Below are 15075 nucleotides of genomic sequence, written 5' to 3'. Positions count from 1 at the left end.
ATTCTTTCATATTCTAGTATACGCCAAAACCGGAATCTGTCAAAACCACGATTGTACACAATCAAAAATGGGCCAATCGTGGTTCGTGCACCGCTCCCGTACACCGATCTCCCGTGTGCCGCTATTTTTTCTTCCTATGCTTCTTCGCGCGGTAGCAGTTCATCTGTTTCCGTTTTGCCTTTTCCTCTTCCATCCGCTTCTGTGCGGCCAATACCCGTTCCCGCGTGCGGCTGAACAGCCAGGAACCGCAAACGCCGATGATCAGGATCAACGGCAGCAGAAACGCCGCCGACAACTGGACCGCCAGGAGAAACGAACCGTGCGCCGTCAAATTTGCATAATTCACGGCAAGGTAGATCACCCACGCCAGCAGCCCCGCCAACAGCGAAGCGGCAAAGCCGGACCAGAACCGCCTGCCGGCAGCCCGGTTGACCGTCCACCAACTGGCGATCATCATGCCCCCCGGCACCACCCAGTTGTACCACTCTTTTCCGAACAGCGAGAGCAGTCCCGCCAATCCTCCCAGCACAGCTCCGTTCGTCAGTACCAGCTTCCACTCAATCGGCCACTTCACCTGTTTCGCCGTTGAATGTCCCGTTGCCATCGTCCATCCTTCCCTTCCGCAAGCGAATCACCCGATCCCCGTACATCGCCAGTTCGCGATCGTGGGTGACAACCAGGACCGTTTTTCCCAATTGCCGGATGTCGCGCAACATCTCCATCATCCGCTGCCCCGTCTCCGCATCCAATCCCCCGGTCGGCTCGTCCGCCAGGACGACATCCGGATCATTGATCAGCGCCCTCGCCAACGCCACCCGCCGCTGCTCGCCGCCGGACAATTCATGGGAGCGTCTGTGCATTTTTTCCGCCAGCCCCACCTGCTCCAGCAGCGCATCCGCCCGCCGCCAATCGGCCGGTTTGATTTTGCCGGCGAACAGTTTGGGCAGCAACACATTTTCCCGCGCGGTGAGCGTCGACACCAGACTCGGGAACTGGAACACAAAGCCGAATTTGCGCCCGCGAAAATCGGTCTTCTCCCGATCCGACAAACGGCTGGCTTCCCGCCCGTCGACAAACAGGCGGCCGCAGGTCGGGCAGCTCAGCAACCCGATCAGCGACAGCAAAGTGGACTTGCCGGAACCGGACGGCCCCATGATGGTCAGAAACTCGCCGCGCTCAACCGAAAGGTTAATATTCTCCAATGCAGTCACATTTCCCTGCTCTGTTCGATACCTTTTGCAAATGTTTTCGAGCCGGATCATCACTCGCCCTCCCGGATCGCCAGGTACGGCTCCTGCTTGACGATCGAACGGATCGGCACCGAAGCAGCCAGCATGCCGAGGCCCGCAGTGAATGCAACAGCCGCCAGCGCAATCAGCGCTGCCAATCCCCAATCGGGAAACAAAAGCGGCAGCTGAATCAGTTTGCGAATCAGTGTCCGGTTGTCATACAGAACGATGAACATCGCCAGCGCCCCGGCTGCCCCGCCGATCACACCGGCCAGCGCCGCTTCCTGCAGCAACAGGCGATACACGTCCGCTTTTCTCGCCCCCAACGCACGAAACATGCCGATCTCCCGCTTTCGTTCCGACACGACAGCGGAAAACAGCGTCATCGCCTGCAAGCCGGCCATGACCAGCACGATGCCGATCATCGAAAACGACAACAGGCGCAGGGGGAACAACTGTTTTTCAACCGTTTCCCGCATTCCGGCGCCCGTCACAGCCGACACTTCGGGAATCCGCCGTTCAATCTCCCGCCGCACCCACTCTTCGTCCCCGGGCTGCGTTTTGACCAGTACGACCGACACCGAATGATCGGGAAACCGCAGCGGACTGTTCGGCAATCGGCGAAGTTCCCGGACTTTCCGAATATCCATAAAAATCGTTTGGTCCACTCCCGTCCCGGTCGGATAGAGAAGATGGGAGACAACAAACGGCTGGCCGAACAGATGCAGCCGTTCCTCGTAGGCCCGGTTGTCCAGATGATAAATCGCGTTTTTACCGCCCGCCTCGCTGCCGATGATGATCGAATGTTCACCAAACGGCCGGTTGCCTGCATTCGCCAGCCAGGGTTTCAGGGTAAAATCGGTCAGCGGATCAAACGCGACGACCGGAAAATTCCCCTCCACCTGACAGCAGGAACCGGAATACGTTTCCAGGTACAATTGCGGCGAGGCGGCCGCCACACGCGGAATCGCCCGCACCTTGTCCACCACAGACTCCGGCATATAGAAAGAGCTGACCGCCCCCGACAGCAAAATTTGCTGGGCGACAACCCCGTACCCTTTCGGCACCACCATCACATCCGCCCCCAACCGGCCGCCGGCCGCCGACAGACTGCGGTCCATGCTGGTCAGAAAAAAATAGCCGAGAAACAGAATGCCCGCCGTGATCGCCGACGACGCCACCAGCAGCAACGTGCGTAGCGGTTTCCGCCACAGATTGTTCCAGACCAGGCGGATTCGCAAAAAAAAGGACCGGGAACCAACCGGCCGCCCGCCGCCGTCCGCTTCCTGCCCCCGCCATGTCAGCCAGAAAATCACCGCCAGCACAAGAAACACAGAAACCCATAAAAAATGAAACACCAGTTCCGGTATTGTAAACATCCGCTCACCCGCCTTTCGCTTCTTTTCTCAGTTTTCCCAACGGCGGGCCGGATTAGCCGGATTTTTCCTCCGGAGCCTGCTTCTTGTGTCAACCTTCCCACAACCCACATACGTTACAGTAGGCTGTTGACCGGGAGGGGTTTGCAATGGGATTTTTTGTCGGCCTGGTTCGATTCGTCAAACTCGCGTTGGCGCTGGCGGTATTCCTGCTGTTTCTGCGGGCGCTTTTCTTTCCTAACTTTCTTGACATGATCGTTCTCATGTTGCTTTCGTTCGTCCTGTTCATGATGCTAATCTCCCGCCCCTGACCACACAACAAAAGAAGGCAGCTCACCGCCGCCTTCCTGGAATGATCAGCACTTGCCCCGCATCGATCTGCTCGCTGGTGAGCCCGTTCGCCCGCATCAGGCTTTCCACCGGCGTGCCGTACCGATTCGCCAGTTCGTCCAGCGATTCCGACTCTTGCACGATCCGGAATTTTAACGTGTACTTTTCGTCCGATTCCTTCTGCAGCCATTTTCCCCACAGCGATGTGGCCGACTCTTCTGCCGCCGTATCGTATACGACACTCGCCGCAGCATCGTCCTCGTCCCTTTGAATCTCCGCCACTTGCTCGACCGCTTCCTCTGCCGCCCCCTCTTTTACTGCCGCTTCCGCGCCCCCCGCTTGCGGGGCTGCCGCCTTCACCGCCGTTTCCTGCGTCACTGTCTGCTTCGCCACTGCCTGCGCTGTTGGCTGGACGTTCGCCTGTTCGGCCGCCCCCGCTTGCGCCGGCTCCTCCCGCCCCATCTCTTTCGTCACAGAGCCGTAGGCCAGACCTGACAACTTGACCGGCGCGCCGTTCACTTCCTCCTTCTTCGCTCCGAATGAAATCTTCGGGCCAGCCGGCGCCGGCTCAACAGGAGCGGCCACCTGTTCCACGGCAGGACCCGCCATCTGCTCGGACGCCACCGGTTCCGCAGCAGCCGCTTCCACTTCGGGCGCTGCCGCGCCGGTTGCCTCCCCTTCCGCCGACGCGGTTGCCGGCTCCGCAGCTGACTCCGCCGCTTCCGCCGCACAGCCAGCCCACGCCGCTTCCGCGGACAACGGCGTATCCTCCTCCACCGACAGTTCATCGGCAAGCGCCTCAAACTGGTAGACCTCTTCCTCCCGCACCGGAGCTACCGTTGGTTCCGATTCGGATGCAGCCCGATCCACCAGCCGTTCTTCATTTCCCAGTTGTTCGCCATCTGCGGGCGGTCTATCCACCGGCTGGCTGTCATCCGCAGGCTGTTCGCCGCTCCGCACGGCAGCGGCCGGTTGCTGCAGCGCGGATTGCAGTTGTTCGAGCCAGCCGGAATCCGGTTGAAACACAAGCGAATCCGGTTCATCCTGCTTCTCTTTTGCTTCGATCATCCATTCCCGCTCGTTGTACCCTTTGTCCGCCTGCTGCTGCGGTTGCATGCCGGAGCGCGCACTCCCATGGCCCGCCGCTGCCGCGTCCGCCTCCTGTACTGCCGCTTCGCTGGTCGCGTATTGCGGCGGCACCGAAACTTCCTGGTCTCCGCAATAAAACGAATAGCCGTTTTGTCCATTCAATCCCTGAATCAACAACTCCGCCAGCAATTGCAACTGTCCGGGCCCCGCCGGCTTGACGCCCCACTCACCGATCCGCGTGTTTACATCAAGAAAATTCGGCTGTCCTTTCACCGGAATCCGAAGCGCAAACGGCAGCCGGCAGGAGATCGGCGACACCCGATGTTGGCTGCCAGATTCGCTGTCGCCGGTAGCCGCTGCGACCGACCCGGAGAACGTGAGAACACCTTCCAGAATATAAAAATTTCCGACCCTGTCAAAATACGTGATTTCGGTCGCAACCGACGCATCGTCCTGCAATTGCCCGTCCGCCCCCGTTTCGAGCGTCAACCGCTGATCCACCTCGATCCGGATCACCGGAAACTGTTCGCCAAGCGCCACCGTATACTCCCTCCTCCGCGTTCTGCTGCATCAGTTCACTTTATGTCCATGCGCTTCGCCATATGACAAAAAAGGCCGTCAGGACACGCCCTGACAGCCCGATTCAAATCGTCCGTTCAAACGCGCTTGCGCATGTTCATCCCATCCTTCACGGCTGTCCAAACAGAAACACAGGCGTTCGTCCGCCTGTGCAGGGAGTCTGTATTATAATGCTTTCAACGCATCCCGCGAAGCTTCCAGCGTCCGGTCGATATCCTCGTCCGTATGGGCCAACGAAACAAATCCCGCCTCCAATTGGGACGGTGCCAGATAGACCCCGCGCCGCAACATTTCCCGGAAATATTTGCCGTACCGTTCCAAATCGCACGTTTTCGCGGTGCTGTAATCGACGACCTCCTGATCGGAGAAAAAGCAGCCGAACATGCCGCCGACATACGTGGTGTACGAAGGGATTCCCCGTTCCTCCGTCGACTCTTTGAAACCGTCGGCCAGCCGCTTGCTCTTCACCGCCAACTCTTCATACACGCCCGGCCGCCCCAGCAGCTTCAGCGTGGTGTAACCGGCGATCATCGCGAGCGGATTGCCTGACAGCGTCCCTGCCTGATAGATCGGCCCTGCCGGCGCCATCATCTCCATGATCTTCCGCTTGCCTCCGTACGCGCCGACCGGCAAACCGCCGCCGATCACTTTTCCCAGCGTGGTCAGATCCGGGTCGATGCCGTAAAACGCCTGCGCTCCGCCATAGGCGACGCGGAATCCGGTCATCACCTCGTCAAAAATCAGCAGCGCCCCGTATTCCCGCGTAATCCGGCGCACCTCCTGCAAAAATCCCGGTTGCGGCAGTACACACCCCATATTGCCGGCCACCGGCTCGATGATCACCGCAGCGATGTCCTCGCCGAATTTTTCGAACGCGAGCTGAAGCGATTCCATATCATTGAACGGCACCGTCAGCGTGTTGGCGGCAACCGACTCCGGCACCCCCGGCGAATCGGGCAATCCGAGCGTCGCCACACCCGATCCGGCTTTGATCAGCAAACTGTCCGCGTGGCCGTGGTAACATCCTTCAAACTTGACGATCTTGCTGCGTCCGGTGTAGCCGCGGGCCAGCCGCAGCGCGCTCATCGTCGCTTCCGTCCCCGAGTTGACCATCCGCACGATTTCCACCGACGGCACAATCTCCGTCACCAGTTTCGCCATTTCCGTCTCCAGCAGCGTCGGCGCGCCAAAGGAAGTCCCTTTTTTCGTGTATTCCACAATCGCTTCCGTCACTTCCGGATGCGCGTGTCCCAGAATCAGCGGCCCCCAAGACAGCACATAATCGATATATTCGTTACCATCAATGTCATACATCCGGCTGCCCTGGCCGCGCTCGATAAACACCGGGTCGCCGCCGACCGCCCGAAACGCCCGCACCGGCGAATTCACGCCGCCGGGGATATACTGTTTCGCCTCCGAAAATGCAACGCGCGATTTTTCATATCCGTTGTGCATCGAGGCATCCCTCCCGCAGCCATTTGGCGACGTCTTTGGCGTGGTAGGTAATGATCAAATCGGAGCCGGCCCGCTTCAAGCCGGTCAGCAGTTCCAGCACGACCTGCCGCTCCTCGATCCAGCCGTTCTGCGCAGCCGCTTTGATCATCGAATATTCGCCCGATACGTTGTACGACACGAGCGGCAGGTCGAACCGATCACGCAGTTGCCGGATAATGTCCATGTAGACCATCGCCGGCTTGACCATCAGAAAATCGGCCCCTTCCTCCACGTCAGCCGCCGCTTCCCGCAGCGCCTCGCGCGTATTTGCGGGGTCCATCTGATACGTCTTGCGGTCCCCAAACGCGGGAGCCGAGTGGGCCGCTTCCCGGAACGGACCATAGAAAGACGATGCGTACTTCACCGAGTAGGACATGATCGGGATGTCGACAAACCCTTCCTGGTCCAGTCCTGCCCGAATCGCGGCAATCCGTCCGTCCATCATATCGGACGGAGCGATGATGTCAGCGCCCGCCTGCGCGTGGGAAATCGCCGTTTTGGCCAAAAGCTCCAGCGTCGGATCGTTCAAAATCTGCCCGCCCCGCACGATCCCGCAGTGACCGTGCGGATTATAGGCGCACAAGCAGACATCGGTGATCACCGTCAAATCCGGATTTTCCTCTTTGATCGCACGAATGCCCTGCTGCACGATCCCCTCTTGCGCGTACGCTTCCGAACTCAGATCGTCCTTGTGCGCCGGCACCCCGAACAGCAGCACCGCCTCAATCCCGGTTTGCGAGATCTCCTGGATCTCCCTCCGCAGCATGTCGACCGACAAATGGTACACGCCGGGCATCGAGCCGATCTCCTCCTTCACGCCCGTCCCGTGCGCGACAAACAACGGATAGATCAAATCCCGCACGTTCAATTCCGTTTCCCTGACCAGCGAACGGATTGCCGCCGTCCGCCGCAATCTGCGCAGCCGCTTAAAATCTGTCGGCAGTTGCATGAGAACCACTCCTCCTAAATGCTTCCCGTGAAAGTGACGCTTCGGCACCGGGGCCCCCGCTAAGTGCTTGCACTTAGTGGGGGTAGAGTATTCTGCCAAGTCTTCCTGTGCGCGGGGGCCCAAAATATGCCCTAAACGGTTTTGTGAATCAATGCATCCAACAAACCGGCAATCGTGTGCGTTTCCGCGGTGACGTCCACCCGCACGCCCATTTTTCTAGCCGTTTCGGTCGTAATCGGACCGATCGAAGCCACCGTGACGCCGTCCAAAATCGCTTCCATGTCCTCGCCCTCCAGGATCTTGACGAAGTTCTTGACGGTGGACGAGCTGGTGAATGTGAGAATGTGAATATCGCCGTCTTTCAACATTTGCACCGCTTCTTCCGCATTCTCAAAAACGGGCTGGTTCTGATAGACGTCGATTTCCGCCACTTCACAGCCGATCCGCCGCAATTCGCCCGGCAGCTCTTTACGTGCGATGTCCGCACGCGGCAACAGGATCTTGTGACCCGGTTGCAAGTGCGGCGCCAGAGCTTCAAACAGCGATTCACCTACATACTGCTGCGGTCTCAGATCGGCGATCAAGCCTCGCGCCCGCAGGGCCTCCTCTGTCGAACTCCCGACAGCGGCGATTTTTCCCCGGATCCGGCGGATATCCACCGATATCTCCCGCATCCGCTCAAAGAAAAATTCGACTCCGTTGACCGACGTAAACACAAGCCAATCAAACGTCTCCAACGCTGCCAGCGCCTGATCGACAGGCCCCCAATCGCTGGGCGGTGCCAGCCGGATCACCGGAAACTCATACACCTCGCCGCCTAACGCTTCGATCCTCCGCGCCAACTCGCTGGCCTGCGAACGGGCGCGCGTGATCATCACCCGCTTGCCAAACAGGGGTCTTTTCTCTGCCCATGCAATCCTGTCGCGCAGCCGGACGACATCGCCGACCACGATCACCGCCGGGTTGCGGAAGTTGGCCGCCTCCACCTTTTCCGCGATGTCGGCTAGCCGGCCGGTCAGCGTTGCCTGTTCCGCCCAGGTGCCCCAGCGGATCAGCGCCACCGGGGTGTCGGCCGGCCGCCCGCAGCGGATCAGATGTTCCGCAATCGAGGCGATCCGTCCCACCCCCATCAGAAAAATCAGGGTGTCCGCAGCCAACGCAACCCGCTCCCAATCAATGCCGGACGTTCCTTTGGCCGGGTCCTCATGGCCGGTGATCACGGCAAACGAGGCCGCCAGCCCGCGGTATGTAACGGGGATGCCCGCATAGATCGGGACTGCGGTGGCCGACGTGACGCCCGGCACCACCTCATACTCGATCCCGCGCTCCGCCAAATATTCCATCTCTTCCCCAACGCGGCCGAACACGCCGGGATCGCCACCTTTCAGGCGGATCACTGTCTTACCCGCCTGCGCCTGTTCGGCCAGCAGCCGATTGATCTCCTCCTGCGTCATGCAGTGCTGTTCCGGCGTTTTGCCCGAATAAATGCGCTGCGCGTGAGCGGGCGCGAACGAAAGCAACCGCGGGGAACAGAGACGGTCGTAAACGATCACATCCGCCTGCTGCAGCAGATTCAGCCCTTTGACGGTGATCAGGTTGGGGTCGCCCGGACCGGCTCCCACGAGATACACCTTGCCGGGAGCCATTACGACTTCATCTCCTCGCGGACAGCCGCCAAAATCTCGCGGGCCCCTTTTTCCAGTAGCTTCTCGGCAACCAGCACGCCCAGTTCCTGCGGCTGCTCCCCTTCCGCAAACTCCTTGAGCAGCGTGCAGCCGTCCGGCGTTCCCACCATTCCCCGCAGGGAGACAAACCCGTCCTGATACTCCGCATAGCCGCCGATCGGCACCTGGCAGCCACCGTTCAATTTCCCCAAAAATGCACGCTCCGCGGTCACTTCCAGCCGAGTCGGCAGATGATCCAACACCGACAGCAGTTCGATCAACTTTTCATCGTCGGCCCGGCACTGGATCGCCAACGCCCCTTGCCCGACCGCCGGGATGCAGATGTCGACAGGCAGCCGCTCCGTCGCCCGGCTCAACCAGCCCATGCGGGAAAGGCCGGCCGCCGCCAGGATGATCGCATCCAACCCTTCCTCGTCCAGCTTGCGCAAACGGGTGTCAATATTGCCGCGCAGGGACCGGATTTCCAGATCGGGTCGGGCCGCTTTCAGTTGGGCCGCCCGCCGCAGCGAACTGGTGCCGACTTTCGCTCCTTTCGGCAGTTGGGAAAAACTTCTTCCGTCTCGGCTGATCAGCACATCGCGCGGATCCTCCCGTTCCGGTACGGCGGCGATCATCAGCCCGTCCGGCATCTCCGCCGGCAGATCCTTCATGCTGTGGACGGCAAAATCGATCGTACCGTCCAGCAGAGCCTGTTCGATCTCTTTCACAAACAGGCCTTTGCCGCCCACTTTCGACAGGGTGACGCCAAGAATCCGGTCGCCTTTCGTGACGATTTTTTCCGTCCCAATCGCAAGCCCCGGGTAGATCGACTCCAGCTGGGAACACACCCAGTTCGTCTGCGTCAGCGCCAGTGCGCTTTGTCGGGTTCCCACTTTGATTCGCCTCATCCATCTTTCCGCCCCTCTATGATGTCTCGGATTGTCCGATCCGCTTCCGCCTCGCGTCCTTCACGCAGCAGCTCCCGCACGTTGGAGCGGACAATCTTGCGCAAAATGTCCGCTCGCGTCTGCTCATCCGCAACCGTTTGCCGCAGTCGGGTTCGGATGGCGGCCAATTTTTCCAGATACCGTTCATATTCCGGGCCAAAATAACCCTCCAGCTCCTCCCGGATCAGCCGGGCCAGCACCGGCCCCGTACCCGATGTGGAGATCGCCACCTGCAGCGGTCCCCGCCGCATCACCGCCGGCAAAATCAGATTGCCGCCGGCCGCCGCATGCACCGTGTTCACCAAGCGGCCTTCCGCATCGGCTTCTTCCACCACTTGCCGGTTGACCGTCAGGGAGTCGGTCGCGGCGATCGTCAAAAATGCGTCTTTTGCATCCCCCGGTTGGTACGGCCGGGCCACGTACTCGATTGTCCCGTCCGCGGCAAGCTCCTCCAATCCGGGCGTCAAGGCGGGCGATACGACTCGCACCCGTGCCCGGCAATCCAAAAGCGACCGCACTTTCCGCTCCGCCACCTGGCCGCCGCCGATCACCACGCACAGCCGGCCGGCCACATCCAGGAACGCGCCAAAAAAAGGTTTGTCCATCATCCGCCATTATCTCCAATGATGGAACCCGGAAAAAAATTGTCCCACGATCAAATAGTTGATCACAACCCCGAGAAAAGCGGTGATGTTGATCCAAGCCAATTTTCTGCCCAACCATCCGGCCGACACGCGCAGGTAAAGGTAAATTCCGTAAATCACCAGCAGTGCGACCGACACGAGCGGCTTAGGATCCAAAATCAGCAGGTGCTGGAAGCGCGCATGATACCAGATCGCGCCCAGAATCATCGCGATCAAAAGCAGCGGAAAGCCGAACATCACCAACCGGTAGGAAAACTGTTCCAGTTGATCGAGCGCCGGCAGCCGCCGGAACAAATCGTTCCAGCGTTTTTCTTTCAGCAATTTTTCCTGGATCAGATACATGATCGAAAAAATCGTCGCCAGCAAAAAACAGGCGTAACTGAGAAACGCCATCGCGATGTGCAGCACCAACAGATCCCCCTGCAAGGAAGCGGACAGCGACGTCGCCCCCTTGTCGGTGAACGTCACGAACGCCACCACCGCAAACCCGACGACGTTCGTGAAAAACGTGAACAGATCGATTTTATAGAAGAAGTTGATCACCAACGAGAACGTGATCAGAATCCAGGAAAAGAAGATCATCGTTTCGAACGTTGTGATCACCGGTACATAATTCAATTCGAGCATCCGCAACACGAAAAACACCGACTGGATGACCCAGACCGCCGACAGCAGGACGAACGCGGTGCGGTTCACCTTTCGGTTGGGTTGGATAAAATCGACGAAATACAACAAGACAGCCACCGCATAGATGAACGTCATCACATCGTACAGCAGGACACTTCCCTGCATCGCTCTGTCCCCCTCATCGCAACAGGCTGCCAACCCAGTTGGCTTCGACTGGAGCCTGTTTCGGAGTCGTTTTATAAGATGCGCCCGAGCTTGCGGCGGAACCGGACTTTTGCAGATGCGGCTGCTTTTCCCCCTCCGGCTGCGGCGAAGCAGTTTGCTTCAGCGGTTCGGTTCCCGCCTGCAGCCCAAAGATGCGGGAGAAAACCTCCAGGTACAATTCGGCCTGCGGCTCCGCCGCCATCTCCTTGATCTGCCGGATCGGCTCATGCAGCATCTGATTGATCATATGCATCGTGTGTTTCTGAATCTGCCACAATTCCCGTTCGGTCAGGTTCGGCAGCTTGTTTTGCAGGCTTTCCATCGCCGCCTGCTGGATATCCCCCGCTTTTTTCTGGACAGCCTGAATCAGCGGGATGGCCGCCCGCTCCGTCTGCCACTGTTTGAACGCCACCAGTTCCTGTTCGATAATCACGCTGATTTTTTCCGCTTCTTTTTTGCGTTCCTCCAGATTGGCAGCAATCACACCCTCCAGATCGTCGATGTCATACAGGAACACATTGTCCAGCTTGTTGATCTCCGGATCCAGGTCGCGTGGCACCGCGATGTCGATCAGGAACAGCGGCCGGTAGCGGCGCTGCTTCATGACGGCTGCCACCTGATTCTTGGACACCACATAGCCTTCCGCCCCGGTCGACGAGATGACGATATCCGCCTCTTTCAGGGCCAGGTCGATCGATTTCAGTTCAAGCGCGTGGCCCTCAAACTTGTCCGCCAACTCCTTCGCCCGTTCGAACGTGCGGTTGACCACCAACACCCGGCGAGCGCCGGATGCGAACATGTGCTTCGCCGTCAGCTCGCTCATTTTTCCGGCGCCGATGATCAGAACGGTCTTGTTGTCCAGCTCCTCAAAAATTTTTTTGGCCAGTTCGACAGCCGCATAGGAGACGGACACCGCGTGGCGGCCGATTTCCGTCTGGGAATGGGCTTGTTTGGCGAGCGTGACCGCCCGTTTGAACAGGTTGTTAAACGTCGGGCCGGTCACCTTCAGCTCCTGTGCGTGCAAGAAGGCGTCCCGCACCTGCCCCAAAATTTGCGTCTCCCCGAGCACCATCGAATCAAGACCGCAGGTGACGCGGAACAGATGACGCACCGCTTGATCATCCACATGCGTATATAGATACGGCAAAAACACCTCACGGTCGATGCCCGAGGCGTCCGCCAGAAATTGTATGATCGCTTCCCGTCCGAAATCGGGCGCATCGGTCACCGCATATACTTCGGTGCGGTTGCAGGTGGACACGATGACCGTTTCCAGCAGTTCGTCCGCTTCCGCAAGCTGCTGCAAGGCACCGGATAACACCTTGTCCGATACGCTGAACCGTTCCCGGATTTCGACCGGGGCGGTCCGGTAATTCAGACCCACCACGACAATATTCATGGATCCCACTCCGTTTCAAAAGAAAAAAGCCACTCGATGTTCGGCGCGAGTCGCCGAAAGACTTCGGCATGGTCGCCGGACCTAGCTGCCCGGCCTCCGTCGTGTTCGGCGTGAGTAGCCGAACGGCCCTTTCTGCCGCAAATGGTTCTCTCCAAAGGGATCGTTTCGACCTATTATACCACTAAACTGTCGAAATCTGAAAGCAAGCCCCTGGCAACCGTTTGACAACTTTATGACGCCTGCCCGCCCGTCCATTCACCAACTTTGGGCGGCTGCATACGATGGGTATCATGCATCCCACCGGACACCGACTGATTGGCGCGCCATGGGCACTGCCACGGAATGACGGATCCCGACGATCCACAGGCGGCCGGCCTGGCCGCTTTAAGGCCCCGGCCTGCGTTTTTCAAGCGCAATTGCCGTCCAGCTGACCAGGTCTCATTAAGGCTTCGAGCCTGTGTTTCCCAAACCAGTTGCCTTCCAGCCGGCGCGCAACGTGCCGGGTGTCCGTTTGCTGAGCTACGAGAAGGAGGTTATGGACAAGTGAAATGGAAAACGATTGGCGGTCTCTTCCTTGCAGGAGCGCTTGTGCTCGCTTCTGCCGGATGCGGCTCCCAACCTGCGGCTGAAAAAACGAACATCCGGCTGACCGAGGTGATCCGCTCCGTCTTTTACGCACCGCAATACGTCGCGCTGGAAAAAGGATTTTTCAAGGAACAGGGGGTGGAGGTGGAACTGACCACCGCCTGGGGCGGGGATAAGGTGATGACGGCGATTCTGTCGGGCCAGGCGGACATCGGGCTGGTGGGCGCCGAAACGACCGTGTTCGTCAACCAGCAGGGGGCGCCGGAGCCGGTCGTCAATTTTGCCCAACTGACGCAGCGGGACGGCAGTTTTTTGGTGGCAAGACAGAAAATCGACAATTTCAACTGGCCGATGACCAAAGGCAAGTCGATCATCGGGTCCCGCAACGGTTCGATGCCGGAAATGGTGAGCGAATTCGTCCAACGCAAAAACGGCGTCAACCCGAAAGTCGACAACCGGATCATCCAAAACATCGCATTCGATAACCAGACGGCTGCCTTTGCATCGGGCACTGGCGATTTTTACCAAGCGTTTGAACCGGCCGCCTCGATTCTGGAAAAAGAAGGTAAAGGGTATGTCGTCGCTTATTTTGGGGAAGACAGCGGCAAGCTGCCGTATACCGTGTTTATGGCAAAAGAAAGTTTTATCAAGGCAAATCCCAACACGATCCAGAAGTTTACGAACGCCATCCAGAAAGCGCAAAATTGGGTACAAACCGCCAGCCCGCAGGAAATCGCCGATGTGATCGCCCCCTACTTCCCGCAGGTTGACAAAGACATCCTCGCCCGTGTCGCGGACCGTTACAAAAAAGCGGACGCCTGGGCAAAAGATCCGATCATCGACAAGGAAGAATGGGACAACATGCACGAAGTGATCCGGCAGGCGGGCGAACTGAAAACCCCCGGCCCGTATGAAAAACTGGTGAACACCACATTCGCGGAAAAAGCAAAACTGCAGGTGAAATAAAACGGGCCCGCCGGCAGCCCCACACAGCCGGCGGCTTTATCTCTGGCCGATTACCGGGTCCGTTTTAGCTCGATCGTTTCCGTCGCACCGTTCCACTTCACAGTGGCTTTCACCACCTGATCGGAAGAAAGCGACTCAGGAGGAGAACTGTACGCCCCTTCGAAAACGATCAATCCATTTTCGGATAATTTCTGACTTCCGCCAAGCGTTCTTCGATTCATTTCAAACGAAAAATCCACGACTCCAACCGTCTTACTGTCTGTTCCTTTATAACGCAACGTGACAACCGTTTTGTCCTGGTTCCCTGTTTGGGAATCCAGATTGTACGTTGCGGACCAATGTTCGCTCTCCCCCGCAAACGTCGCATCATGCTTGGTCGAGCAGCCTGCTGTGAGAACCAGCGAGAGAATGCACACAGATACGAACGGCAAGAATCCCCTCATAGTAACACCCTTTACATTTTGTTTATTTTTTACAAGCCAACAGAGCCTTCCCGAATTTGAGAAGGCTCTACCATTTTAATAGGCACTTAGACCAAATCTCTTTTCTAAATGCAAGTGCCAACTGCTACCGCCTCTAGAAAGAGTTAAGTCAACATATCCTCTCTGCCCCATAGTCGGAGCTTCGACAACTCCATAGGTTCGCCAGTAGGGCCAGGAGTATTTCCCGTAGGTTTCCGTTGTGTCTTCAACATGATCGTTAACAAAACCTCCTGTGGTTGTATCTCCTGTCAATAGCGGATTAAAACTCCCCAAAAAAATCGCGCTCAATTCCCCACAAACAGCGGATTCAGTTCCCCAAAATCATCGCGCATCTTTCCCCAGACATATGTTCGGTCTATGCGGTCACCTCCTCCTTCAGCGCATGTGTCACCCCGGCGCGCAGCTTGTCCTTCATTCGGTAGCTGTTGCCGCGGATGTTGATGGTGGTGGCGTGGTGTAGGAGCCGGTCGAGCAAGGCAGAGGCCAGCACCTGGTCACCGAACAGTGTCCC

At 58.4% G+C, this 15075-nt stretch carries 15 protein-coding genes; 2 read left to right on the top strand and 13 right to left on the bottom strand.

What is annotated here, in order from left to right; genetic code table 11:
• Nucleotides 1-121: 121 nt before the first annotated feature.
• The 3 genes from C230_RS0107995 to C230_RS0107985 are packed head-to-tail and all read right to left on the bottom strand — an operon-like array spanning nt 122 to nt 2608.
• Nucleotides 122-604, bottom strand: coding sequence for a hypothetical protein (locus C230_RS0107995; protein WP_018131510.1), 483 nt, complete (start codon nt 602-604; stop codon nt 122-124).
• Complete coding sequence (locus tag C230_RS19790) at nt 558-1262, bottom strand: ABC transporter ATP-binding protein (protein WP_018131509.1); 705 nt, start codon at nt 1260-1262, stop codon at nt 558-560. The genes C230_RS0107995 and C230_RS19790 overlap by 47 nt, the downstream gene beginning before the upstream one ends.
• Entirely contained in the window at nt 1262-2608 is a 1347-nt protein-coding gene (locus C230_RS0107985; RefSeq protein ID WP_018131508.1) for an ABC transporter permease, read from the bottom strand. Before C230_RS0107985 ends, C230_RS19790 begins: the two co-directional genes overlap by 1 nt.
• A 146-nt stretch (nt 2609-2754) precedes the next feature.
• Here C230_RS0107985 and C230_RS22955 point away from each other — a divergent pair, with 146 nt between their 5' ends.
• Nucleotides 2755-2916, top strand: a complete 162-nt coding sequence (locus tag C230_RS22955; protein WP_018131507.1) for a hypothetical protein — start codon at nt 2755-2757, stop codon at nt 2914-2916.
• Nucleotides 2917-2938: 22 nt separating this feature from the next.
• Here the strand turns inward: C230_RS22955 and C230_RS0107975 are convergent, their stop codons facing one another.
• The 8 genes from C230_RS0107975 to hemA form a co-directional block, all read right to left on the bottom strand.
• Nucleotides 2939-4564, bottom strand: coding sequence for a LysM peptidoglycan-binding domain-containing protein (locus C230_RS0107975; RefSeq protein WP_018131506.1), 1626 nt, complete (start codon nt 4562-4564; stop codon nt 2939-2941).
• A 204-nt stretch (nt 4565-4768) separates the two neighbouring features.
• Entirely contained in the window at nt 4769-6058 is a 1290-nt protein-coding gene (hemL, locus tag C230_RS0107970; RefSeq protein WP_018131505.1) for a glutamate-1-semialdehyde 2,1-aminomutase, read from the bottom strand.
• Nucleotides 6042-7046: a porphobilinogen synthase gene (gene hemB, locus C230_RS0107965; protein ID WP_018131504.1), complete on the bottom strand. Its 1005-nt coding sequence runs from the start codon at nt 7044-7046 to the stop codon at nt 6042-6044. The genes hemL and hemB overlap by 17 nt, the downstream gene beginning before the upstream one ends.
• Nucleotides 7047-7177: 131 nt before the next feature.
• Nucleotides 7178-8692 (bottom strand): uroporphyrinogen-III C-methyltransferase, encoded by a 1515-nt coding sequence (cobA, locus tag C230_RS0107960; RefSeq protein WP_018131503.1) that lies wholly within the window; start codon nt 8690-8692, stop codon nt 7178-7180.
• On the bottom strand, nt 8692-9618 hold the full coding sequence (hemC, locus tag C230_RS0107955) for a hydroxymethylbilane synthase (RefSeq protein ID WP_018131502.1): 927 nt from the start codon (nt 9616-9618) through the stop codon (nt 8692-8694). Before hemC ends, cobA begins: the two co-directional genes overlap by 1 nt.
• On the bottom strand, nt 9615-10265 hold the full coding sequence (locus C230_RS0107950) for a precorrin-2 dehydrogenase/sirohydrochlorin ferrochelatase family protein (RefSeq protein WP_018131501.1): 651 nt from the start codon (nt 10263-10265) through the stop codon (nt 9615-9617). The genes hemC and C230_RS0107950 overlap by 4 nt, the downstream gene beginning before the upstream one ends.
• Nucleotides 10266-10271: 6 nt before the next feature.
• Nucleotides 10272-11093: a cytochrome C assembly family protein gene (locus C230_RS0107945; protein ID WP_018131500.1), complete on the bottom strand. Its 822-nt coding sequence runs from the start codon at nt 11091-11093 to the stop codon at nt 10272-10274.
• 13 nt (nt 11094-11106) lie between these two features.
• Complete coding sequence (gene hemA, locus C230_RS19785; RefSeq protein WP_018131499.1) at nt 11107-12531, bottom strand: glutamyl-tRNA reductase; 1425 nt, start codon at nt 12529-12531, stop codon at nt 11107-11109.
• A 543-nt stretch (nt 12532-13074) separates the two neighbouring features.
• Between hemA and C230_RS0107935 the strand changes: the two genes are divergently transcribed.
• Complete coding sequence (locus tag C230_RS0107935; RefSeq protein WP_018131498.1) at nt 13075-14082, top strand: ABC transporter substrate-binding protein; 1008 nt, start codon at nt 13075-13077, stop codon at nt 14080-14082.
• Nucleotides 14083-14132: 50 nt separating this feature from the next.
• Here the strand turns inward: C230_RS0107935 and C230_RS0107930 are convergent, their stop codons facing one another.
• Both C230_RS0107930 and C230_RS21940 read right to left on the bottom strand, forming a co-directional pair.
• Nucleotides 14133-14513 (bottom strand): hypothetical protein, encoded by a 381-nt coding sequence (locus tag C230_RS0107930; RefSeq protein ID WP_018131497.1) that lies wholly within the window; start codon nt 14511-14513, stop codon nt 14133-14135.
• Nucleotides 14514-14919: 406 nt separating this feature from the next.
• On the bottom strand, nt 14920-15075 hold a 156-nt coding region (locus tag C230_RS21940; protein ID WP_018131496.1), incomplete at its 5' end, for an ATP-binding protein.

This window comes from Effusibacillus pohliae DSM 22757 (genome assembly GCF_000376225.1).
In the GTDB taxonomy this organism is placed as follows: domain Bacteria; phylum Bacillota; class Bacilli; order Tumebacillales; family Effusibacillaceae; genus Effusibacillus; species Effusibacillus pohliae.
Note: the sequence above shows the minus strand (reverse complement) of the source record. Positions and strands in the feature narration are given on the sequence as shown.

What these genes read in the sequence shown, in the direction of transcription:
- C230_RS0107995 (WP_018131510.1), bottom strand. Translation starts at nt 604, where the DNA reads ATGGCAACGGGACATTCAACGGCGAAACAGGTGAAGTGGCCGATTGAG.
- C230_RS19790 (WP_018131509.1), bottom strand. Translation starts at nt 1,262, where the DNA reads ATGATCCGGCTCGAAAACATTTGCAAAAGGTATCGAACAGAGCAGGGA.
- C230_RS0107985 (WP_018131508.1), bottom strand. Translation starts at nt 2,608, where the DNA reads ATGTTTACAATACCGGAACTGGTGTTTCATTTTTTATGGGTTTCTGTG.
- C230_RS22955 (WP_018131507.1), top strand. Translation starts at nt 2,755, where the DNA reads ATGGGATTTTTTGTCGGCCTGGTTCGATTCGTCAAACTCGCGTTGGCG.
- hemL (WP_018131505.1), bottom strand. Translation starts at nt 6,058, where the DNA reads ATGCACAACGGATATGAAAAATCGCGCGTTGCATTTTCGGAGGCGAAA.
- hemB (WP_018131504.1), bottom strand. Translation starts at nt 7,046, where the DNA reads ATGCAACTGCCGACAGATTTTAAGCGGCTGCGCAGATTGCGGCGGACG.
- cobA (WP_018131503.1), bottom strand. Translation starts at nt 8,692, where the DNA reads ATGGCTCCCGGCAAGGTGTATCTCGTGGGAGCCGGTCCGGGCGACCCC.
- hemC (WP_018131502.1), bottom strand. Translation starts at nt 9,618, where the DNA reads ATGAGGCGAATCAAAGTGGGAACCCGACAAAGCGCACTGGCGCTGACG.
- C230_RS0107950 (WP_018131501.1), bottom strand. Translation starts at nt 10,265, where the DNA reads ATGATGGACAAACCTTTTTTTGGCGCGTTCCTGGATGTGGCCGGCCGG.
- C230_RS0107945 (WP_018131500.1), bottom strand. Translation starts at nt 11,093, where the DNA reads ATGCAGGGAAGTGTCCTGCTGTACGATGTGATGACGTTCATCTATGCG.
- hemA (WP_018131499.1), bottom strand. Translation starts at nt 12,531, where the DNA reads ATGAATATTGTCGTGGTGGGTCTGAATTACCGGACCGCCCCGGTCGAA.